We start from the raw sequence: 21,187 nt of genomic DNA, 5'->3' as shown, positions 1-21,187 counted from the left end.
AGAAGTATGCATAAAAAAAGCGACGCCTTATAGGCAATCGCTAATTTTTGCAAACGCACGTCGCGCTGCTTCAATCGTCTTTTCAATATCTTCATCTGTATGCGCAGTCGACAAAAACATGCCTTCAAATTGAGATGGTGGCAAGAAAATGCCTTCGTTCGCCATTTCTTGATAATAGCGAGCAAACAAGTCTAAATCGGATGTTTTCGCTGTTTCGTAATTGATGACACGCTCATTTGTAAAGAAAATGCCGATCATCGAGCCCGCTTGGTTAATTGTATGTGGAATGCCATACGCTTTTGCCGCTTCGCTTAGTCCTTCCGCTAACCGATTCGCTTTTTTCTTGAACGCTTCGTATGTCTCTGGCGTTAATTGACGCAACGTTTCATAACCTGCTGTCATCGCCATCGGATTTCCCGATAACGTGCCCGCTTGATAAATTGGACCGCTTGGCGCAATTTTCTCCATAATATCGGCACGACCACCGTATGCGCCAACTGGTAGTCCACCACCGATGACTTTTCCAAGACATGTTAAATCAGGAGTGACACCATAATATCCTTGACCGCTATAATAGTCTACACGGAAACCTGTCATCACTTCATCAAAAATAAGAAGTGCACCGTATTCGTTCGTCACATCGCGCAATCCTTGTAAGAAACCAGGCTCTGGTGGAACAACTCCCATGTTTCCAGCGACAGGTTCTACAATGACAGCTGCGATATCCTCTCCAAACTTTTCAAACGCATAACGTACGCTTTGTAAGTCGTTGTACGGGACGGTAATCGTATGTTGGGCAATCGTTTCTGGCACTCCCGGGCTATCTGGCAAGCCGAGCGTCGCGACACCTGATCCGGCTTTAATTAAAAGCGAATCACCATGTCCATGATAACACCCTTCAAATTTCACAATTTTATTTCGTCCTGTATACCCCCGTGCTAAACGAAGAGCGCTCATCGTCGCTTCCGTTCCTGAGCTAACCATGCGAATGATTTCAATGGACGGCATGCGCTCCATCACAAGTTTAGCGAGTTCATTTTCGATTAACGTTGGGGCCCCGAAACTTGTTCCTGTTTCTGCTACTCGTTTTAACGCCTCGACAACTTGATCGTTTGCATGACCTAAAATAAGCGGTCCCCACGATAAAACGTAATCAATATATTCGTTTCCATCAATGTCGTAAATTTTTGATCCTTTTCCTCGCGCCATAAAAATCGGATCCATTTTCACCGATTTAAATGCGCGCACCGGGCTATTTACCCCACCAGGCATCAGTTTCACTGCTTCAGCATATGCCGCTTTGGAACGTTCATAGCTACGCATCACTTTTCCCCCTTTAGCCAACGAGCAACATCTTTCGCAAAATACGTTAAAATTAAGTCCGCTCCGGCTCGCTTCATGCTCGTTAACATTTCAAGTACAACTGCTTTTTCATCGATCCAACCGTTTTGTGCCGCTGCTTTCACCATCGCATATTCCCCGCTCACGTTGTAAGCGACGATCGGCAAATGGAAATGGTTTTTCAAGTCGCGAATAATGTCTAAATAAGACAGTGCCGGTTTCACCATTAAAAAGTCGGCTCCTTGGTCCACATCTGCTTGCGCTTCACGAAACGCTTCTAGACGATTGGCAGGATCCATTTGGTACGTTTTACGATCCCCGAATTGTGGTGCGCTATGCGCGGCATCACGAAACGGTCCGTAAAATGCCGAAGCATATTTGACCGCATAAGACATAATCGGGACATATGTAAATCCTTCTTCATCTAACGCTTGCCGAATCGCTGTGACAAACCCATCCATCATATTGGACGGTGCGATGATGTCCGCTCCGGCTTTCGCTTGACTTACTGCTGTTTTCGCTAACAATTCGAGCGTATCGTCATTAATAATCGTCCCGTTTTCTACGATACCACAATGACCATGGCTCGTATAATGGCATAAGCACGTATCAGCAATAACAACAAGTTCAGGAAACGCATCCTTTATCGCACGAATAGCACGTTGAACGATGCCGTGCTCACAATATGCTTGCGAAGCGATGTCATTTTTTTCATTTGGTACACCAAACACGATAATGGAACGAATGCCTAAGTCAACAGCTTCGCGCACATCTTCAAGCGCATAATCGAGCGACTGCTGATACACACCAGGCATGGATGGCACTTCATTTTTTATTTTTTCTCCTTCGATGACAAAAATCGGATAAATGAAATCTTCCGTATGGAGATGTGTTTCACGTACCATAGCTCGCAAATTGGCCGTTTGGCGCAAACGTCGATGACGTGCAAATTGCATATTATTCACTCCTTGTAAAATATTGATGAAGTTGTTCAACCATCTCGTCGATTGTATATGTATGTGGACAAACGTGAACAGGAAGTCCAAGCTGAAGTGCAGTTTGTTTCGTAATCGGACCGATACATGCGATTGTGACGAAAGACAAGTCAACGTTTTCCCCTGCGATCGCTTGTGCAAAACTATGTACCGTCGATGAGCTTGTAAACGTGATCGCATCAATCATTCGTTGCTGAAGAAAATGAATGAGTTGTGGTTTTGCTTCTTCGTTGTATGTCGTTTCGTATACAATCCAATCGGTCACGTTCGCTATGTTGCTTAATTGCTCGCGCAACGTGTCGCGCGCTAAGTTTCCTTTCACAAGCAAAATGCGCGCATGCGCTGAAAGCAACGGCTTTAACGCTTCGGCCAAACTTTCAGCCACAAACTCATTTGGAATCAAATCAACAACGACGTTTCGTTTTTGTAATGCTTTTGCTGTTTTTTCTCCTACCACTGCCACTTTTGGCCACGTTGGCGGCTTCATTTCGCCAATGTGCTCGAAAAAGTATTTGACGCCGTTTTGACTCGTAAACACGATCCAATCAAACGTATGCCACTTATGCAACAATTCCTGATCCGTCTGTTCCGCTCGTACGATGCGAATTAACGGCAGTTCCACAGGAATCGCACCGTATCGTTCTAACGTTTGCGATAACGCTTTTGCTTGCGCTTTCTCGCGCGTCACAAGCACCCGTTTCCCCCGAAGCATTTACCCCAGCTCCTTTAACACACGTTCAATGAGCTGTTTCGCTCCTCGTTCGATTAATCGCTTTGCCGCTTCCATGCCTACTTCTTCTGGCTCTGTTCCTCGCACAACTTCTTTTAACACTTCTGTTCCATTCGGCGTCGCAACAAGCGCTGTAAGCACGACGATCTCCCCATCCACGTACGCATACCCAGCCACAGGAACTTGGCAACCGCCTTCAATGCGCTGTAAAAATGCGCGTTCTGCACGAACAGCGCGTTCTGTCTGCTCGTCAGTCAACTTGTTTAACCAGTGCAATAACTCTGCATCATCTTCTCGACATTCAATAGCCAACGCCCCTTGTCCAACGGCTGGAACACATATGTCAGTCGGCAAATATTGTGTCACTACTTCTTTCGCCCAGCCCATGCGATGCAAACCAGCAGCTGCTAATATAATCGCATCGTACTCATCTGTTTGTAGCTTTGCTAAACGAGTATCGATGTTGCCGCGAATCCATTGAATCTTCAAGTCTGGGCGGACAGCTAACAGTTGTGCCGAGCGGCGTAAACTGCTCGTTCCAACAATCGCTCCACTTGGCAATTGTTCAAACGGAATATGCCCTTTCGAAATAAGCACATCGCGATGATCTTCACGCTTCGGCACACATCCGATCATTAATCCGTCAGGTAAAACGGCCGGCATATCTTTCATACTGTGAACCGCAAAATCAATTTCGCCATCTAGCATCGCCTGTTCAATTTCTTTTACAAACAGCCCTTTGCCTCCGACTTTCGATAACGTCACATGTAAAATTTGATCGCCTTTTGTGACAATTTCTTTTACTTCAAATTCAAATGGCGCACCGAGCTGTTTCAGTTGCTCGATGACCCAATTCGTCTGGGTTAACGCTAACTTGCTTCGGCGCGAACCAACAATGATTTTTCTCATCATGCTTTCCTCCAACAGTCGTTAAAAGTGAAATTGCGATAACGTGCCAAACAAAAAGAAATTAATAAGCAAAATAAGAAACGATCCGATATTCCAAAGCGCCATTTCTTTTCCTTGTATCCCTTTGACAGCTCGTTTATATAAATAAAAACTGTATGTTGCAAATACAGTAAACGAACCGAGCACTTTTGCGTCATATAAAACGAAATGATCTACTTTCATGTATGCCCAAACAATACCTAAAATTAAACTTAATAATAAAACTGGCACACCGACGCCGTTTAACACATAAGAAAGATCGTCAAGCTTCGCTAAGTCGCCGAGTCGCCATAACCGTTTTCCCCATTTTTTTTTCTTTAATAGCTCATATTGAAGCAAATATAAAAGCGAAAACATAAATGAAATCGAAAATGCTCCGTACGATAAAATGGCCATCGTAATATGGATAAACAATAGCTCTGACATGAGTTGTTCAGCAATGCCAACGGTGTACGGCGTCGGTGCGAACGTATGCAATGAAAGAATAAAAAACGCTAATACGTTTGTAAAAAAGACGAGGAAATCAACGCGCAGCCATCCGTTAATCGCAAGCGATAACGTAATTAGTAGCCACGCATAAAACGACAGCCCCTCCGCAAGCGTTAAAACAGGAAATCTTCCTGTTTCGACCATTCTCGCAAAAAAGAAAAATGTTTGCATCCCCCAAACAATAGAAAGCAACCCGAAAGCAATACGGTTTGCCTTCCGGTTGTGGTGAAGAAAATCAATAAAATAAAACAAAACGGACGATGCATGTAAAAGAAGCGAGAGTTCATACCATCTCGTCATGTCAAACATATATGATCTTCCTTACGATTGAAAAGATGGTTCTGTTGCTCGCTCGTGAACACAGCTCATCTCTTTTTGTTGCTGCTTCACTTGTTGTTCAATATTGAAAATTTTCATAAACAACTGAAGCGCTTCTTCTGCATTGTCCTCTGCAGCCAATTCTTTTGCGCGCAAAATCGGATCGCGCAACAATTGATTGACGATGCTTTTTGTATGTTTGTTTAATACTTTTTTATCTCGTTCTGATAAATGTGGCAATTTTCGTTCTAAACTTTTCATCGTTTCTTCTTGAATGAGCATCGCCTTCTCGCGCAAAGCTGCAATAATAGGAACGACACCAAGCATATGCAGCCATTGTTGAAACTCGTCCATTTCCTCAGCAATCATGCGCTCAATTTGCTCCGCTGCCTTTTTTCGCTCCACCAAGTTCGCTTCAACAATATCTTGCAAGTCGTCAATGTCGTATAAAAAGACGCTATCTAATTCAGCAAGCGCCGGGTCTAAATCGCGTGGTACAGCAATATCAATCATAAAAAATGGACGACCTTTGCGCATTTTTTCAATCACTGCCATCGTTTCTTTTGTGATGACGTATTGCTTTGCGCCCGTCGAACTAATTAAAATATCCGCTTCTAACAGCGCACATTGCAATTGGGATAACGGCTTAGCATCCCCGTTAAATCGTTCTGCAAGTTGTTGCGCCTTTTCAAACGTGCGATTCACAACTGTCACGCGTTTGACGCCGCTTCCGTACAAGTTTTGCAACGCCAATTCTCCCATTTTCCCAGCACCTAAAACGAGCACGTGTTTATTTTTCAAATCGCCAAAAATTTTTTTCGCAAGCTCGACAGCTGCATAGCTAACAGAAACCGCATTTGCACCAATTTCTGTTTCCGCATGTGCGCGCTTCGCTAACGTAATCGCTTGTTTAAATAGCTGTTTAAACACCGTGCCTATTGTGTTTTCTTGCTGTGCTAAAAGAAAACTTGTGCGCACTTGCCCAAGAATTTGCGTTTCTCCTAAAATCATGGAATCAAGACCGCAAGCGACGCGGAACAAATGCTCAATCGCTTCACGCTCTTCATAAATGTGCAAATACGGAACGATTTGTTCTTTATCGAGCCCAAACCAATCCGCTAAAAATGTTTTTATATAATAACGCCCTGTGTTCAGCTGATCGACAACCGCGTAAATTTCCGTGCGGTTACATGTCGATACGATGACGTTTTCTAACATACTTTTTTGCTTTTGTAGCGCTTTCATCGCTTCAGCAAGTTCCGTTTGATTAAACGTCAACTTCTCACGAATTTCGACAGGGGCTGTACGATAGTTTACGCTGACAACGACGACATACATTCCCATCACCCCGAATTTTAAAGTCATCTCATTTCATTATAGCACGTCTATTTTGTTTTTTCCTTATAAAGTGTGAATACAATTTGACAACTTTCGATCTTTCTTAAATGCTGTTCATTTAGTAAACTAGTGAACAGATGCTGTTTTAAGTGTCGCACGGAATTGGGGGATTTTCAATGAAAAAACGTGGTATTTTTTCCGGCATTATTTTGATCGGTTTTGGAACGTACTTTTTACTAGAGCGATTTTCACTTTTTCCGTCTTTCCATACGTGGCCAACGTTGCTGTTTATTATCGGCATCGCTTTTTTAGGCCAAGCGTATATCGGAAAAGACTACTCCGCTATTTTGTCCGGTGTGGCGTTTACTGGGATCGGCATTCATTTCCATCTCGCTTCACACCTTTCAGCGTGGCCAGATGATGTAAGCGTGTTGACGCTCATTATCTCACTCGGGTTGTTGTTACAATATGTAAAAACAAAGCAAGCATTGCTTCCTACCATTTTATTGTTTGCGCTATCCATTATTTTTTTATTTTCACATCGTCTTCAACAAGTGTTTACGTCCGTGACATTTGATTCACTCATCCGCATTTGGCCGATGGCGTTCATTTTGCTCGGATTGTACTTATTGTTCGTAAAAAAGGGGTAAATATGCAAAAATGTGGGTCATTCACCCACATTTTTTATTTACATCCATTTTTGTAATGCACCCCATGCTTCATCTTTCCCTTGACCTGTCTCTGCAGAAAAAATAATGAGTTCGTCATCTGGAATAAGGCGCAATGTTTCTTTGGCGACCTTCGCATGTTGTTGCCACTTTCCGCGCGGAATTTTATCCGCTTTCGTCGCAATGACGAGCGTTGGAATGTTGTAATGCTTTAAAAACTCATACATCATCACATCATCTTTCGTCGGGGGATGACGCAAATCAACGATCAACAATGCCGCTTTCAATTGTTCGCGCGTCGTAAAATACGTTTCAATCATTTTTCCCCACGCTTCACGTTCGGTTTTTGATACTTTCGCAAATCCATATCCCGGTACGTCGACAAAGTATAACGCATCATTAATTCGATAAAAGTTTAATGTTTGTGTTTTTCCCGGTTTAGATGATGTGCGCGCAAAATTTTTTCGGTTAATCATTTTGTTAATAAATGATGATTTCCCGACATTTGAGCGCCCAGCAAGCGCAAACTCGGGGAGCTGTCCTGCTGGGTATTGTTCTGGCTTCACAGCGCTAATGACCATTTCTACGTTTGTAATTTTCATCATTCTCCACCTACCAAAGCATGTTCAAGTACATCATCAATATGTGAAACAAGAACAAACTGTAATTGTTTTTTTACGATCTCCGGAATATCTTCTAAATCTTTTTCGTTTTCTTTCGGTAAAATGACTTTCTTCAACCCCGCGCGATGAGCGCTTAATACTTTTTCTTTGACACCGCCAATGGCAAGCACACGACCGCGCAACGTAATTTCTCCCGTCATGCCGACAAAGCGGCTGACCGGTTTTCCTATTAATGCGGAAATTAGTGCTGTTGCCATCGTAATTCCTGCTGATGGACCGTCTTTCGGCACCGCTCCTTCTGGCACGTGAATGTGAATGTCTAGTTTTTCATGAAACTCCGGATCAATCCCCAATTGTTTTGCTTTTGAGCGAATGTATGTAAATGCTGCTTGAGCAGACTCTTTCATTACATCGCCTAATTGACCGGTAAGCGTCAATTTTCCTTTTCCAGGAGCGATTGACACTTCAATCGCTAGCGTATCTCCACCAGCGGCTGTGTATGCAAGACCTGTCGCTACACCGACTTGGTCTTCACTTTCCGCCTGTCCGTAATGATATTTCGGCTTTCCTAAAAACTCGCTCACATTTTTTTCTGTGACAACAATTCGTTTTCGTCCTTCCGATACGATTGTTTTCGCTGCTTTACGGCAAATGGAAGCAAGCTGACGTTCTAAGTTGCGCACACCTGCTTCACGCGTATAATAACGAATGACTTGCATAATCGCATCATCGCGCATATGGAGCATTCGTTTTTGTAAGCCGTGCGCTTCCATTTGCTTTGGCAATAAATGTTCTTTTGCAATATGCAGCTTTTCGATTTCTGTATAACTTGGAATTGTAATAACTTCCATGCGATCTAACAACGGACGCGGAATTGTCGCGAGCGTATTTGCTGTCGCAATAAACATCACTTTTGATAAATCGTATGGCTCCTCAATGTAATGATCGCTAAACGAATGGTTTTGTTCTGGATCCAACACTTCCAATAACGCTGCAGACGGATCACCGCGAAAATCGCTTGACATTTTATCAATTTCATCAAGCAAAAATACAGGGTTAATCGTTCCCGCTTTTTTCATTCCTTGAATAATTCGACCTGGTAAAGCGCCAACGTACGTGCGGCGATGACCACGAATTTCCGATTCATCACGCACGCCACCGAGCGAAATGCGAACGAAATGTCGATTTAACGTTTTCGCAATGGAACGAGCAAGCGATGTTTTCCCAACCCCCGGTGGCCCAACTAAACAGAGAATCGGCCCACGTAACGAATTTGTTAATTGTTGAACAGCTAAATATTCCAACACGCGCTCTTTTACCGTCTCAAGCCCGTAATGCTCCTCGTTTAAAATTTTTTCCGCGCGATGAATATCGTGAATATCTTCTGTTTGTTTCGTCCATGGCAACGCAAGTAACCAATCTAAATAGTTACGAATTACCCCGCTTTCAGCAGAGGCAGCTGGCACTTTTTCATAACGCTCTAATTCTTTTAGTGCGGTTGCTTTCACATGTTCTGGCATCCCAGCTTGTTCAATTTTTTCGCGCAACAAATCGATTTCGCCCGCTTTTCCTTCCTTTTCGCCGAGCTCTTTTTGAATCGCCTTCATTTGTTCGCGCAAATAATATTCTTTTTGCGTTCGCTCCATCGATTGCTTCACACGCTGGCTAATTCGTTTTTCTAAATGTAAAATTTCTTTTTCATTATGAAGAATTTGAATGATTTGATGGACGCGTTCTTTTACATCCACCGCCTCAAGCAACCGTTGTTTTTCTTCAAGCTTTAACGGCAAATGGGAAGCGATAATATCGGCCATTCGTCCCGCTTGCTGAATGTCCATGACAGACGTATAAATATCTGCAGACAATTTTTTAGATAGCTTTATGTACTGCTCAAAATATTCGAGCATTGTTCGACGCAACGCTTCAAACTCTATATCTTCCTTTTCGTTATCCACAAACGGTTCCACTTGCACAACATAGCACGGCTCTTCACTTACCCACTTGACTACTTTTCCACGCGATACTCCTTCCACTAACACACGAAACGTTCCGTTCGGGAGCTTTAACAATTGCTTCACGCGTGCAATCGTCCCCATCTCGTATACATCTTCAAGCTCTGGATCATCAATTTGCACATCTTTTTGCGACGTTAACAACACGAGATTTTCTTCAACCATCGCTTTTTCTAGCGCTTGTACCGATTTTTCCCGCCCAACGTCTAAATGCAACACTGTCGTCGGAAACACAAGTAACCCTCTTAACGGCAAGAGTGGAATGACTTTATTTTTCTTTCTCGCCACAACCCCGCACCTCCATCATACTTCTATTGCCCTATTGTATAGTACATTATAGCGTTTGTAAAATCTTTCATCGTAAAAAATCGACTTCAACGCTCCGTTGAAGCCGATTGCTTTCACATTCGTTCTGTTTTTGGTAAATGATGACGCATCGGAACAGAACGGACATGTTCGTGAAATAAAAAGGAAAGAACATCACTAATATGATCAACAGGAACAATCTCAATGTCTGTCACTTGTCTTAAAATCGACTGCATATTGCCACGCGGAATAATGACCGTTTTCGCTCCAGCTTGCTTTGCTGCCTTCACTTTCGGAAAAATGCCGCCAACAGGCTTCACGTTTCCATGTACACCGATTTCCCCAGTCATCGCTACCATTGGATCAATCGGTAAACGATAAATGGCGGAGTAAATACCGATCGCCATCGCAACACCAGCCGAAGGACCATCGATCGGAACGCCCCCCGGAAAGTTGACGTGAATATCATATTGATCGGCAGGAACACCAAGTGTACGTAAAACAGTAATGACGTTTTCTATCGAGCCACGAGCCATACTTTTTCGGCGAATGGATTTTCCTTGTCCGCCAATTTGCTCCTCTTCGACAATGCCGGTCATATTGATCGTTCCCTTTTCTTTTGCCGGCAATACAGCAACTTCAATTTCTAATAGTGCTCCACTATTTGGACCGTAAACCGCTAATCCGTTTACTAATCCGACTTTTGCTTCTTGTCCTACTTTTTTCTCATATCGCGGTGATAGTTGGCTTGATTGAATGACCCATTCGATATCTTGTCGTAAAATTTTAGATCGTTTCTCTGAAATGACGATTCCCGCTGCGATTTGTAGCGTATTGACCGCTTCTCGTCCATTCCGAGCATACATCGCAAGCTCATCAACTGCTTGTTCCTCAATCGGAAGGTTTACTTTTTCTGCGGCCTTTTTCACAATTTGGGCAATTTCTTCTTGCTCTAACTCCCTAAAAAATACTTCCATACAGCGCGAGCGAATAGCTGGCGGGATTTCATTTGGCGTTCGTGTCGTGGCGCCAACAAGTCGAAAATCAGCGGGCAGCCCGTTTTGAAAAATGTCGTGAATGTGGTTTGGAATGTTCGGATTTTCTTCGCTATAATATGCGCTTTCAAAAAACACTTTACGATCTTCTAACACTTTTAACAGCTTGTTCATTTGAATCGGATGCAACTCGCCAATTTCATCAATAAATAACACCCCACCGTGAGCATTCGTTACCGCTCCTTGTTTTGGTTGTGGAATACCGGCTTGTCCCATCGCTCCTGCTCCTTGATAAATCGGATCGTGTACAGAACCGATAAGCGGATCAGCAATACCGCGCTCATCAAATCGAGCCGTCGTTGCATCTAATTCAATAAATACTGCATCTTTTCGAAATGGAGATAGTGGATTTTTTTTCGCTTCTTCTAATACGAGGCGGGCAGCTGCTGTTTTTCCGACACCAGGTGGGCCGTAAATAATGACATGTTGTGGATTCGGTCCACATAATGCCGCTTTTAATGCTTTCATTCCATCTTCTTGGCCGACAATATCATCAAACGTTTTTGGACGCACTTTTTCAGCAAGTGGTTCTGTTAATGAAATGGAACGCATTTTTCGAAGTTGTTCCATCTCTTTTCGTGCTTCTTTATCAATTGAAATTTTTTGTGTGCGTTGACTTTTTAATAAATTTAAAAAGTAGAGGCCGATAATAATCCCGAAAAACAACTGAATAAGCAGCGCAATGTTTGTCCAATTCATGGCCGTTCCTCCTGCATATGTATTGTACGCATAGTATCTCCGAGCAAACAAGGAAATAAACAAAAAAAGATCGACTTTCCGATTCGGAAAATCGATCTTTTTCCATTTACGCTGATGTTTTTCGTTCGTACTCGACGATCGTTCCGTCGTGTAAAATGAGAAGCGGCGCTTTTTCTCCGCGTACCGTCTCTGCCGTAATGACGCATTTTTTCACATCTTCACGCGACGGTAATTCAAACATGACGTCAAGCATAATCCCTTCAATAATAGAGCGTAAACCGCGCGCTCCTGTTTTTCGTTCAATCGCACGTTTTGCAATTTCTCGAAGTGCTTCTTCTTCAAATTCAAGTTCGACATCGTCAAGTTCGAGCATTTTTTCATATTGCTTGACAAGGGCATTTTTCGGCTTCACTAAAATATCAACAAGCGCATCTTCATCGAGTGGTTGTAAGCTCGTAATGACCGGAAGACGTCCAACGAACTCTGGAATTAATCCGAATTTTAATAAGTCTTCTGGCAACACTTTCGACAGCAAATCTTTTTCTTCAACTTCCGCCTGTACATCTGAGCTAAAGCCGATCACTTTTTTCCCAAGACGACGTTTAATAATTGGTTCTAAACCGTCAAACGCCCCACCACAAATGAATAAAATGTTCGTTGTATCAATTTGAATGAACTCTTGATGAGGATGTTTCCGTCCGCCTTGTGGGGGAACGCTCGCAATTGTTCCTTCTAAAATTTTCAATAGCGCTTGTTGCACACCTTCTCCCGATACGTCGCGCGTAATGGAAGGGTTTTCTGATTTGCGCGCAATTTTATCGATTTCATCGATATAAATAATTCCTTTTTCTGCACGTTCAATGTCGTAATCTGCCGCTTGAATGAGCTTTAATAAAATGTTTTCAACGTCTTCTCCGACATATCCCGCTTCTGTTAGCGATGTCGCATCAGCAATTGCAAACGGCACGTTTAAAATGCGAGCAAGCGTTTGAGCAAGTAATGTTTTTCCGCTTCCTGTCGGCCCGATCATTAAAATATTGCTTTTCGCTAATTCGACATCATCAATTTTGCTGTTTGAATTAATGCGTTTGTAATGGTTATATACCGCTACAGAAAGCGCTTTTTTCGCTTCGTCTTGTCCGATGACGTACTCATCTAAAATTTCGCGAATTTCCTTTGGCTTCGGTACGTCTTTGAACTCTACTTCTTCTTCCGATCCAAGCTCTTCTTGCACAATTTCTGTACACAATTCAATACACTCATCGCATATGTATACACCCGGGCCAGCAACAAGCTTGCGCACTTGTTCTTGCGTTTTGCCACAAAACGAGCATTTCAACTGCCCTTTTTCATCATTAAATTTAAACATGATTTCACCCCTTATTTCCCTACTATCATATGTACACGAAAAGAAAAAACGTTATGTATTCGTCATTTTATCATAAATCTTTAAAAGTATGCCAATAAAAACGTAAATGTGCACGAAAAGTTAGAAAACTTTCATTACTGCAACTATATGTGGAAAGAACAAGGCACGTGATGCACCTTGTTCTTTCTCTTCTCATTATGCAACAACTTTGCTGTTTTCAACAAGGAAATCGATTGCTTTGCGCATTTTTAAGTCTTCTTTTAAGCCATCTAATGTACCTAAAAGTTCTTTTAACTTATCGACCGATAAGCTGTAAAGGTTCGCCATTTCCTCTAGTTCTTTTTCTACTTCTTCTTCTGTTACGTCAATGTTTTCTGCTTTTACGATCGCTTCAAGCGTCAATGTGACACGAACACGTTTTTCTGCTTCTTCTTTCATTTGCTCGCGAAGTGCCGCTTCATCTTGTCCAGAGAATTGATAGTATAAGTCAAGGTTTAACCCTTGCATTTGTAAACGTTGCTCAAACTCGCGAAGCATACGGTCTGTTTCGTTTTTCACCATCACTTCTGGGATGTCCATTTGTGCGTTTTCTGTTGCTTTTTGAACAACCGCATCGCGAAGTGCCGCTTCTGCTTCTTCTTTTTTCTCTTTTGTTAAGCGCTCTTTTATTTTTTCTTTTAGCGCATCTAATGTTTCTACTTCTTCATCTACGTCTTTCGCAAACTCGTCATCAAGCGCAGGAAGTTGTTTTGCTTTAATTTCGTGCAATTTAATTTTGAACACAGCTGGTTTACCAGCTAATTGCTCTGCATGATATTCTTCTGGGAATGTCACTTCAATGTCTTTTTCTTCCCCAGCCGCCATGCCGATTAATTGCTCTTCAAATCCTGGGATGAATGTACCTGAACCGATAACAAGAGAATAGTTTTCTGCTTTTCCGCCTTCAAACGCTTCACCGTCAACGAATCCTTCGAAATCGATGACAACTGTATCACCGTTTTCTACTGTTCCTTCTTCTTTCACAACAAGCTCCGCATGACGCTCTTGCAAACGTTTTAATTCTTGTTCGACGTCTTCGTCAGTTACTGTATCATCTAATTTCTCTACTTCAAGCCCTTTGTATTGACCAAGCGTCACTTCTGGCTTCACAGTCACTTTTGCAGTGAAAATTAAGCTTTTTCCTTTTTCCATTTGCTCGACGTCGATTTCTGGACGATCGACTGGCTCAATGCCTGTTTCTTCAACAGCTTTTGCGTATGCCTCTGGCAATAAAATATCTAACGCATCTGCGTATAACGATTCAACGCCGAAACGTTTTTCAAATAAAGAGCGAGGAATTTTTCCTTTACGGAATCCTGGAATTTGTACTTTTTTCACTACTTTTTTAAACGCTTCATCTAATCCTTCGTTCACTTTTTCAGCGTCTACTTCTACTGTAAGAACGCCTTGATTGCCTTCGAGTTTTTCCCATTTCGCCGACATGTTTATTTCCCTCCAACTTCAAAAATTCATGTAAATGAACTACATATATGTAGGCATACACGGTTTTATGTGTAATACAACCATTATATTATACCATACAATTATATACTTTCAACAGAGAGCCACAATTTTTCCGCTTCATAAAGTTTGGCAACGAGCGGATTTGTCCATACCGTTTGTCCTGTTTCACATTGCTCAACATATGTGTATAATGCAGTCGCCCATTGTTGTGCTGAGCCTTCTGGAAGAAACGGGTATGTCACAACCATGTAACGAAACCATATTTGTTCGCACCATTCATACATCGTTGGATTTTGTGTCGCCCATGTTTGTTCGACGATATCAAGCACTTGTTCTATCCAACGCTTTTGTGTTTGTTCGTCGAGTTCGGCTGGAATAACCGTCATCGTTTGTCCAAATTTTTTTACAGTCATCGGCTCCATCACTTGTTCTTTCCTTAATATGCGTAACATCGTCGTTTTTACAATTGGATGTTTCATTTCGTCATGTAAATAACGAGAAAAAATAGAAACAAGGTGTGGAACGATGCGCGAATCTAATTGGTGAAGGGTGCGCATCTGTTTCGGCCATTGATCGCTTTCGAAAATCGCTTCGTATTGTTTTGCCCGTTGTTCGTGCTGAGACCGAATCATTTTTTCACTAAACTGTAAAAGTGGTAAAAAAGGCGTGCAATCGATTCCTTTTCGCTGGAGTTTATGAATGACTGCGACAACTTCATCGTATTGTTGTAAATGAACGAGCATAGAAATGTATACTGTCCAATCCCCTCTGCCGCGCTCTAACAGTTGTTCACATCTTTCTTTTGCCTCTCCTACATGTCCCATTTCAAATAAACAGACGACAAGTGCCATTTCTACATCATCATCGTGAAGTTGCAGCTCTTTTAATTGTGTTAAATACGTATACGCTTCTTTATATCGCTTTTCTTTTAACGCATTCATCCCTTCTGTTAACAACCGCTCTTTTACATATGGATGTGGAACGACTTTTCGTTTTTTCATATTCGTTCACCTTCGCTTACATTTGCCTTTAAGTTTAACAATGTTTTTGAACAAACTCAACGAAAAACGCCCTCGACAAATCGTCAAGAGCGTGCTTTTTCATAGGCGATAATATATGGTTCATATACGAACGTTAAGTCGATTTCGTCCCATCCTTTTAGAAGAAGCTGTTTTCGGTACGGGTCGATGTCAAACGCGCTTGTAAATCCTTCGTCGTCAAAAACGACTTGTTGTTCAAGAGAAATAGTTAGTTCATAATCTGGCCGCTCCGCTTGTTTTAATAAATACACGACATCTTCTTTTGGAAGTTTAATTGGAAGTAAACTATTTTTTAAACAATTGTTATAAAAAATATCCGCAAATGAAGGAGCAATAACGGCACGAAATCCGTAATCAGCAAGCGCCCAAGGTGCATGTTCACGCGATGAACCGCAACCAAAATTTTCATTTGCCACTAAAATCGTTACTCCTTCATTTTCAGGGCGATTTAACTCAAAATGCGGGTTTGGCGTCCCGTCTGGAAGATAGCGCCAATCATAAAAAAGAAATTGACCAAATCCGGTGCGCTCAATTCGTTTTAAAAATTGTTTCGGAATAATTTGATCCGTATCCACATTGGCACGATCTAGACCAGCTACTTTTCCTTTATGAATAATGAATGGTTCCAACGCGTTCTCCTCCTATCGTACCGCTTCTTTATACAATGTGCGCACATCAACAAAATGTCCGTAAATCGCAGCCGCAGCTGCCATCGCTGGACTAACGAGATGCGTGCGCGCTCCTTTTCCTTGCCGCCCTTCAAAATTGCGGTTTGACGTTGAAGCACAATGCTCACCTGCTGGCACAGTATCCGGATTCATGCCAAGGCACATGCTACAGCCAGAATCACGCCATTCAAAACCTGCATCAATAAAAATTTGAGCAATTCCTTCTTCTTCCGCTTGTTTTTTCACTTGTTGTGAGCCCGGAACGACGAGCGCCCTCACGCCCGGTGCAACTTTTTTTCCCTTCACAATTCGTGCCGCTTCTCTTAAATCGCTTATGCGTGAGTTCGTACACGATCCGATAAACACATGTTGAATAGCAATATCTGTCATTTTTGTTCCTGGCTTTAACCCCATATATTGCAACGCTAACTGAGCTGCCTTTCTCTCCGTTTCTGTCGCAAACTCTTCTGGGTGAGGGACGGTTCCATCAATCGGAGAACTCATCGCAGGCGTCGTGCCCCATGTAACCGTTGGAGCAATTTCATTTCCATCAATATGAACGACACGGTCATATACCGCTCCTTCATCTGTGCATAACTGTTTCCACTTTTCAACTGCCTGTTCAAACGCTTCTCCTTTTGGAGCATATTTTCGCCCGCGCAAATATGCAAACGTCACATCATCTGGAGCAATTAACCCCGCGCGCGCGCCCGCTTCAATCGACATGTTGCAAATCGTCATCCGCTCTTCCATCGAAAAACGACGAATGACATCACCCGTAAACTCAAGCACATACCCCGTTCCGAAATCAACGCCAAACTTTCCGATAATCGCTAAAATGACGTCTTTTGCTGATACACCTGGTGCCAACGTGCCTGTGACGTTCACTTGCATCGTTTTTGGACGGTGTTGCCATAATGTTTGCGTCGCCAACACATGCTCCACTTCGCTCGTGCCAATGCCAAACGCTAACGCCCCAAAAGCACCATGTGTCGACGTATGACTATCCCCGCACACGATTGTTTTTCCCGGCTGCGTCAATCCAAGTTCGGGACCGATGACATGTACAATGCCTTGTTCTGGACTGTTTAAATCGGCAAGCGGAACGCCAAATTCATGACAGTTCCGCTCCAATGCCGTCATTTGATTTCTTGCCACTTCATCTTCAATGACAAACCGATTGACCGTTGGAACGTTATGATCCATCGTTGCAAACGTTAAATCTGGGCGGCGCACTTTTCTTCCTTTTTGACGCAATCCTTCAAACGCTTGCGGCGATGTCACTTCATGAACGAGATGTAAGTCAATATATAATAAATCCGGTTTTCCATCTTCACGGTATACAACGTGCTCATCCCAAATTTTTTCAATAATCGTCTTTGGCGCCACCTCAATCCCTCCTACACATACACTTGCATAATTCGTTCAATTGCTACATCGTCTAAAATAGCATCTTTTACTTTTTCGACCATTTCTGTCGTCGATAATACACAATCACCTTGTTGAGCAATGTCTGCAGTACGATACCCAGCATCCAACACCTGCTTAACAGCTCGTTCGATAACATCGGCCTCTTCTGTCAATCCGAACGATAAACGAAGCATCATCGCCGCCGATAAAATCGTTGCAAGCGGATTCGCTTTATTTTGCCCAGCAATGTCTGGAGCCGAACCGTGAATCGGTTCGTATAATGCCGGTCCGTCAACAGACAAGCTTGCCGACGGAAGCATGCCGAGCGATCCTGTTAACATCGATGCTTCATCGCTTAAAATATCGCCAAACATATTTTCTGTTACAATGACGTCAAACTGTTTGGGAGAACGAACGAGCTGCATGGCGGCATTATCGACAAGCATATGTTCCAGTTGAACGTCTGGAAAACGTTTAGCGACTTGTTCGGCTACCTCGCGCCACATGCGACTTGACTCTAATACATTCGCTTTATCAACAGACGTTACTTTTTTCTTTCGCTTTTGTGCAAGTGTAAAAGCAAACGTAATGATGCGCTCGATTTCTGCTCGTTTATAAAACAACGTATCAACAACCGTTTCTTCTCCTTTTTCCACACGCCGTTCACTCGGTTTTCCGAAATATAAGCCTCCGACTAACTCCCGAACGATAACAAAGTCGGCTCCTTCAATCACATGTGATTTTAATGGTGAAGAAGCTGATAAGCTGCTATAAAACGTCACCGGGCGAATATTTGCAAATAAGTTCATTTCTTTCCGAATTTGCAACAGTCCTTTTTCGGGACGAACGTGCGGCGGATGACTGTCCCATTTCGGTCCACCAACAGCACCAAGCAATACCGCATCGCTTTGTTTGCACATTTGAAGCGTTTGTTCTGGAAGCGGTGTTCCTTCACGGTCGATCGCTTCTCCACCGATCAAACCGTATGAAAAATGAAACGTATGGCCGAAACGATCACCAATTGCTTGCAAAACTTTTACCGCTCCTTTTGTCACTTCTTTTCCAATACCATCCCCAGGTAACACAGCGATACGATACATAAGACATCCCCCTTCGTTATTGCGCGGCAAGCGCTTGTTCTTCTTTCATTTTTTCAATGACAAACATACGATTGACGGCGTGAATATATGCTTTGGCTGATGCTTCTAGCACATCTTGTGCTGTTCCACGTCCGCTTGCTTCTTTCCCATGGAGCGATACTTTCACATATACTTGCGCTAAAGCATCACGTCCGCTTCCAACGGATTCAATGCGATAGTCAAGCAACGTCACCGGCAATTGCAACGCTTTTTCTAAAGCGTTATATAGCGCCTCGACACTACCAGCTCCCGTTGCCGCTTCTTGAATGTCGTTTCCTTCTCCATCTTTCAGTACAACAACGGCTGTTGGAATTTGATTTGTCCCGTACTGCACTTGAATCGAACATAATTGGTAAAAGTTTTTATACGTATCTAGCTTTTCATCTAAAATAAGGGCAATTAAATCATCATCGGTAATATCTTTCTTTTTATCTGCTAAATCTTTAAAGCGAACGAATAAACGATTCACTTCTTCTTCTGTTAACGCATAACCAAGCTCTTGAATGCGCGTGCGAAACGCATGGCGTCCCGAATGTTTTCCGAGCACCATCGAATTCGATTGCACGCCAACAAGTTGCGGAGATATAATTTCATACGTTGTTTTTTCTTTTAATACTCCGTCTTGGTGAATGCCTGATTCATGGGCAAAAGCGTTTTTACCGACAATCGCTTTATTTGGTGGAACAATCATTCCTGTTAGCTTGCTTACGAGGTTGCTCGTTCGTTTAATCTCTTGCAAGTTCAAGCGCGTCTCAGCTTGGTAGTAGTCTTTGCGAATATAAAGCGCCACCGCCACTTCTTCAATTGCAGCGTTTCCTGCTCTCTCGCCAATGCCATTGATTGTTCCTTCAATTTGTGTCGCTCCCGCTTCAATAGCCGCAAGCGAATTTGCGACAGCCATTCCTAAATCATCGTGACAATGAGCAGACAAGCTAATTTTCTCAATATTCCGAACATTTTTCTTTAAAAAAGAGAATATGTCGCCATATTGTTTCGGAGTAATGTAGCCGACTGTATCTGGAATATTAATGACGTTCGCTCCTGCTTCGATCACTCGTTCGATAATCGTCGCAAGAAACGGAAGATCGCTTCGACATGCATCTTCTGCTGACCATTGTACAATCGGAAAATATTTTTTCGCATAACGAACAGACTCAACGGCTGTTTCAATCACTTGTTCTGGTGTCATGCGCAATTTATATTGCATATGAATAGGTGACGTTGCGATAAATACGTGTAATCGTGGTTCCGCTCCGTCTTTTAACGCCTCCCACGCTGCATCGATGTCCGACTGAACAGAGCGAGAAAGACCTGTAACCGAACAGTTGCGAACGGTTTGAGCGATCGCTTGAACGGCTTGGAAATCACCTTTTGATGCGGCAGGGAATCCCGCCTCGATGATATCTACACCGAGGCGTTCTAACTGCCGGGCAATTTCTAGCTTTTCATGCAAGTTTAAATTGACGCCTGCAGACTGCTCTCCGTCGCGCAACGTCGTATCAAAAATGTTAATTTTTCGCACCGACCGTCACCACATCTTTCTGTTTAGCGTTGACAAACGGCATCATTTTACGTAATTCGCGGCCAACAACTTCAATTAAATGCTCGTTTTCGCGGCGGTTAATCGCGTTAAACTCCGGACGATTCGCTTGATTTTCTAAAATCCAACCTTTTGCAAACTTCCCTGTTTGAATGTCTTCAAGCACTTTTTTCATTTCTGCTTTTACCGCATCGTTAATGATGCGTGGACCTGTAACAAAGTCACCCCATTGTGCTGTATCAGAAATAGAATAACGCATGCCTGCCAAACCGCCTTCGTACATTAAATCAACGATAAGTTTTAACTCATGTAAACATTCGAAATATGCGATTTCCGGTTGATATCCCGCTTCAACGAGCGTTTCAAATCCTGCTTTGACAAGGGCAGTCAACCCGCCGCAAAGAACCGCTTGTTCACCAAATAAATCCGTTTCTGTTTCTTCTTTGAATGTCGTTTCAATCACACCTGCTCGAGCCGAACCGATCGCTTTTGCATACGCAAGCGCTGTTTCTTTCGCTTCGCCGCTTACATTTTGATATACAGCAATTAACGCTGGTACACCTGCTCCTTCTGTATATGTGCGACGAACTAAATGACCTGGTCCTTTCGGTGCAACTAAAAAGACATCCACATCGCTCGGTGGGACAATTTGGTTAAAATGAATATTAAACCCGTGTGCAAACACGAGCGCATTGCCCGGCTGTAAGTTTGGTGCAATTTCTTCTTTATATACTTTCGGCTGATGTTCGTCTGGAAGTAAAATCATTACAATATCCGCTTGCTTTGTCGCTTCATCCACTGGCAAGACGACAAATCCATCTTGTTCTGCTTTTTCCCACGATTTCCCCTTTCTTAATCCAATGATAACATCAACGCCGCTATCGCGAAGGTTTTGCGCGTGGGCATGACCTTGAGATCCGTATCCGATAATCGCTACTTTCTTCCCTTGAATGTAAGCTTCGTTTGCATCGCCATTGTAATATACTTTTACCATAA

18 protein-coding genes are annotated in these 21,187 nt (G+C 42.9%); 1 reads left to right on the top strand and 17 read right to left on the bottom strand.

Features of this window, described 5'->3' with window-relative positions; all coding sequences use genetic code 11:
- Positions 1 to 27: 27 nt before the first annotated feature.
- Genes hemL through hemA form a run of 6 tightly spaced genes read right to left on the bottom strand, consistent with a single transcriptional unit; the run spans position 28 to position 6,159 of the window.
- The gene (gene hemL, locus HNR63_RS07840) at positions 28 to 1,323 is read right to left on the bottom strand and encodes a glutamate-1-semialdehyde 2,1-aminomutase (RefSeq protein ID WP_181520366.1); all 1,296 of its coding nucleotides are present in this window, start codon (positions 1,321 to 1,323) and stop codon (positions 28 to 30) included.
- Positions 1,323 to 2,306 carry a porphobilinogen synthase gene (gene hemB / locus HNR63_RS07835; protein ID WP_181520405.1) on the bottom strand — a complete coding sequence of 328 codons (984 nt, stop codon included), beginning with the start codon at positions 2,304 to 2,306 and terminating at the stop codon, positions 1,323 to 1,325. Before hemB ends, hemL begins: the two co-directional genes overlap by 1 nt.
- Positions 2,299 to 3,048: a uroporphyrinogen-III synthase gene (locus HNR63_RS07830; RefSeq protein ID WP_181520365.1), complete on the bottom strand. Its 750-nt coding sequence runs from the start codon at positions 3,046 to 3,048 to the stop codon at positions 2,299 to 2,301. Before HNR63_RS07830 ends, hemB begins: the two co-directional genes overlap by 8 nt.
- On the bottom strand, positions 3,049 to 3,975 hold the full coding sequence (gene hemC, locus HNR63_RS07825; protein ID WP_181520404.1) for a hydroxymethylbilane synthase: 927 nt from the start codon (positions 3,973 to 3,975) through the stop codon (positions 3,049 to 3,051).
- Between the two features lie 21 nt (positions 3,976 to 3,996).
- Positions 3,997 to 4,812 carry a cytochrome C assembly family protein gene (locus HNR63_RS07820; RefSeq protein WP_009361764.1) on the bottom strand — a complete coding sequence of 272 codons (816 nt, stop codon included), beginning with the start codon at positions 4,810 to 4,812 and terminating at the stop codon, positions 3,997 to 3,999.
- A gap of 12 nt (positions 4,813 to 4,824) precedes the next feature.
- A complete protein-coding gene (gene hemA / locus HNR63_RS07815) occupies positions 4,825 to 6,159 on the bottom strand; it encodes a glutamyl-tRNA reductase (protein WP_181520364.1) in 1,335 nt (444 codons plus the stop codon).
- A gap of 176 nt (positions 6,160 to 6,335) precedes the next feature.
- Here hemA and HNR63_RS07810 point away from each other — a divergent pair, with 176 nt between their 5' ends.
- Positions 6,336 to 6,809, top strand: a complete 474-nt coding sequence (locus HNR63_RS07810; protein WP_181520363.1) for a LiaI-LiaF-like domain-containing protein — start codon at positions 6,336 to 6,338, stop codon at positions 6,807 to 6,809.
- 38 nt (positions 6,810 to 6,847) lie between these two features.
- On the opposite strand, the gene yihA is transcribed toward HNR63_RS07810, so the two are convergent.
- The 11 genes from yihA to ilvC all read right to left on the bottom strand — a co-directional run bounded on the left by yihA (position 6,848) and on the right by ilvC (position 21,185).
- Entirely contained in the window at positions 6,848 to 7,429 is a 582-nt protein-coding gene (yihA, locus tag HNR63_RS07805) for a ribosome biogenesis GTP-binding protein YihA/YsxC (protein WP_021093847.1), read from the bottom strand.
- Entirely contained in the window at positions 7,429 to 9,750 is a 2,322-nt protein-coding gene (gene lon / locus HNR63_RS07800; protein WP_181520362.1) for an endopeptidase La, read from the bottom strand. Before lon ends, yihA begins: the two co-directional genes overlap by 1 nt.
- Before the next feature lie 113 nt (positions 9,751 to 9,863).
- Positions 9,864 to 11,522, bottom strand: a complete 1,659-nt coding sequence (gene lonB / locus HNR63_RS07795; RefSeq protein WP_181520361.1) for an ATP-dependent protease LonB — start codon at positions 11,520 to 11,522, stop codon at positions 9,864 to 9,866.
- 106 nt (positions 11,523 to 11,628) lie between these two features.
- Entirely contained in the window at positions 11,629 to 12,891 is a 1,263-nt protein-coding gene (gene clpX / locus HNR63_RS07790; protein WP_085788737.1) for an ATP-dependent protease ATP-binding subunit ClpX, read from the bottom strand.
- A gap of 195 nt (positions 12,892 to 13,086) precedes the next feature.
- Positions 13,087 to 14,373 carry a trigger factor gene (tig, locus tag HNR63_RS07785; protein ID WP_181520360.1) on the bottom strand — a complete coding sequence of 429 codons (1,287 nt, stop codon included), beginning with the start codon at positions 14,371 to 14,373 and terminating at the stop codon, positions 13,087 to 13,089.
- Positions 14,374 to 14,474: 101 nt separating this feature from the next.
- The gene (locus tag HNR63_RS07780) at positions 14,475 to 15,395 is read right to left on the bottom strand and encodes a DUF3196 family protein (RefSeq protein WP_181520359.1); all 921 of its coding nucleotides are present in this window, start codon (positions 15,393 to 15,395) and stop codon (positions 14,475 to 14,477) included.
- Positions 15,396 to 15,478: 83 nt separating this feature from the next.
- A complete protein-coding gene (leuD, locus tag HNR63_RS07775; protein WP_181520358.1) occupies positions 15,479 to 16,063 on the bottom strand; it encodes a 3-isopropylmalate dehydratase small subunit in 585 nt (194 codons plus the stop codon).
- A gap of 12 nt (positions 16,064 to 16,075) precedes the next feature.
- Positions 16,076 to 17,491 (bottom strand): 3-isopropylmalate dehydratase large subunit, encoded by a 1,416-nt coding sequence (gene leuC / locus HNR63_RS07770; protein WP_181520357.1) that lies wholly within the window; start codon positions 17,489 to 17,491, stop codon positions 16,076 to 16,078.
- An 11-nt stretch (positions 17,492 to 17,502) separates the two neighbouring features.
- Positions 17,503 to 18,612 carry a 3-isopropylmalate dehydrogenase gene (leuB, locus tag HNR63_RS07765; RefSeq protein WP_021093839.1) on the bottom strand — a complete coding sequence of 370 codons (1,110 nt, stop codon included), beginning with the start codon at positions 18,610 to 18,612 and terminating at the stop codon, positions 17,503 to 17,505.
- Positions 18,613 to 18,628: 16 nt separating this feature from the next.
- Entirely contained in the window at positions 18,629 to 20,173 is a 1,545-nt protein-coding gene (locus tag HNR63_RS07760; RefSeq protein ID WP_181520356.1) for a 2-isopropylmalate synthase, read from the bottom strand.
- The gene (ilvC, locus tag HNR63_RS07755) at positions 20,160 to 21,185 is read right to left on the bottom strand and encodes a ketol-acid reductoisomerase (protein ID WP_009361777.1); all 1,026 of its coding nucleotides are present in this window, start codon (positions 21,183 to 21,185) and stop codon (positions 20,160 to 20,162) included. The genes HNR63_RS07760 and ilvC overlap by 14 nt, the downstream gene beginning before the upstream one ends.
- Positions 21,186 to 21,187 lie beyond the last annotated feature (2 nt).

Origin of the sequence: Anoxybacillus ayderensis (assembly GCF_013761015.1) — a bacterium.
GTDB classification, from domain to species: Bacteria; Bacillota; Bacilli; order Bacillales; family Anoxybacillaceae; genus Anoxybacillus; species Anoxybacillus ayderensis.
Note: the sequence above shows the minus strand (reverse complement) of the source record. Positions and strands in the feature narration are given on the sequence as shown.

Bases quoted from the DNA above. Each gene is read 5' to 3' on its own strand.
- hemL (WP_181520366.1), bottom strand. From the start codon at position 1,323: ATGCGTAGCTATGAACGTTCCAAAGCGGCATATGCTGAAGCAGTGAAA.
- HNR63_RS07830 (WP_181520365.1), bottom strand. From the start codon at position 3,048: ATGCTTCGGGGGAAACGGGTGCTTGTGACGCGCGAGAAAGCGCAAGCA.
- hemC (WP_181520404.1), bottom strand. From the start codon at position 3,975: ATGAGAAAAATCATTGTTGGTTCGCGCCGAAGCAAGTTAGCGTTAACC.
- HNR63_RS07820 (WP_009361764.1), bottom strand. From the start codon at position 4,812: ATGTTTGACATGACGAGATGGTATGAACTCTCGCTTCTTTTACATGCA.
- hemA (WP_181520364.1), bottom strand. From the start codon at position 6,159: ATGTATGTCGTCGTTGTCAGCGTAAACTATCGTACAGCCCCTGTCGAA.
- HNR63_RS07810 (WP_181520363.1), top strand. From the start codon at position 6,336: ATGAAAAAACGTGGTATTTTTTCCGGCATTATTTTGATCGGTTTTGGA.
- yihA (WP_021093847.1), bottom strand. From the start codon at position 7,429: ATGAAAATTACAAACGTAGAAATGGTCATTAGCGCTGTGAAGCCAGAA.
- lonB (WP_181520361.1), bottom strand. From the start codon at position 11,522: ATGAATTGGACAAACATTGCGCTGCTTATTCAGTTGTTTTTCGGGATT.
- clpX (WP_085788737.1), bottom strand. From the start codon at position 12,891: ATGTTTAAATTTAATGATGAAAAAGGGCAGTTGAAATGCTCGTTTTGT.
- tig (WP_181520360.1), bottom strand. From the start codon at position 14,373: ATGTCGGCGAAATGGGAAAAACTCGAAGGCAATCAAGGCGTTCTTACA.
- HNR63_RS07780 (WP_181520359.1), bottom strand. From the start codon at position 15,395: ATGAAAAAACGAAAAGTCGTTCCACATCCATATGTAAAAGAGCGGTTG.
- leuB (WP_021093839.1), bottom strand. From the start codon at position 18,612: ATGTATCGTATCGCTGTGTTACCTGGGGATGGTATTGGAAAAGAAGTG.
- ilvC (WP_009361777.1), bottom strand. From the start codon at position 21,185: ATGGTAAAAGTATATTACAATGGCGATGCAAACGAAGCTTACATTCAA.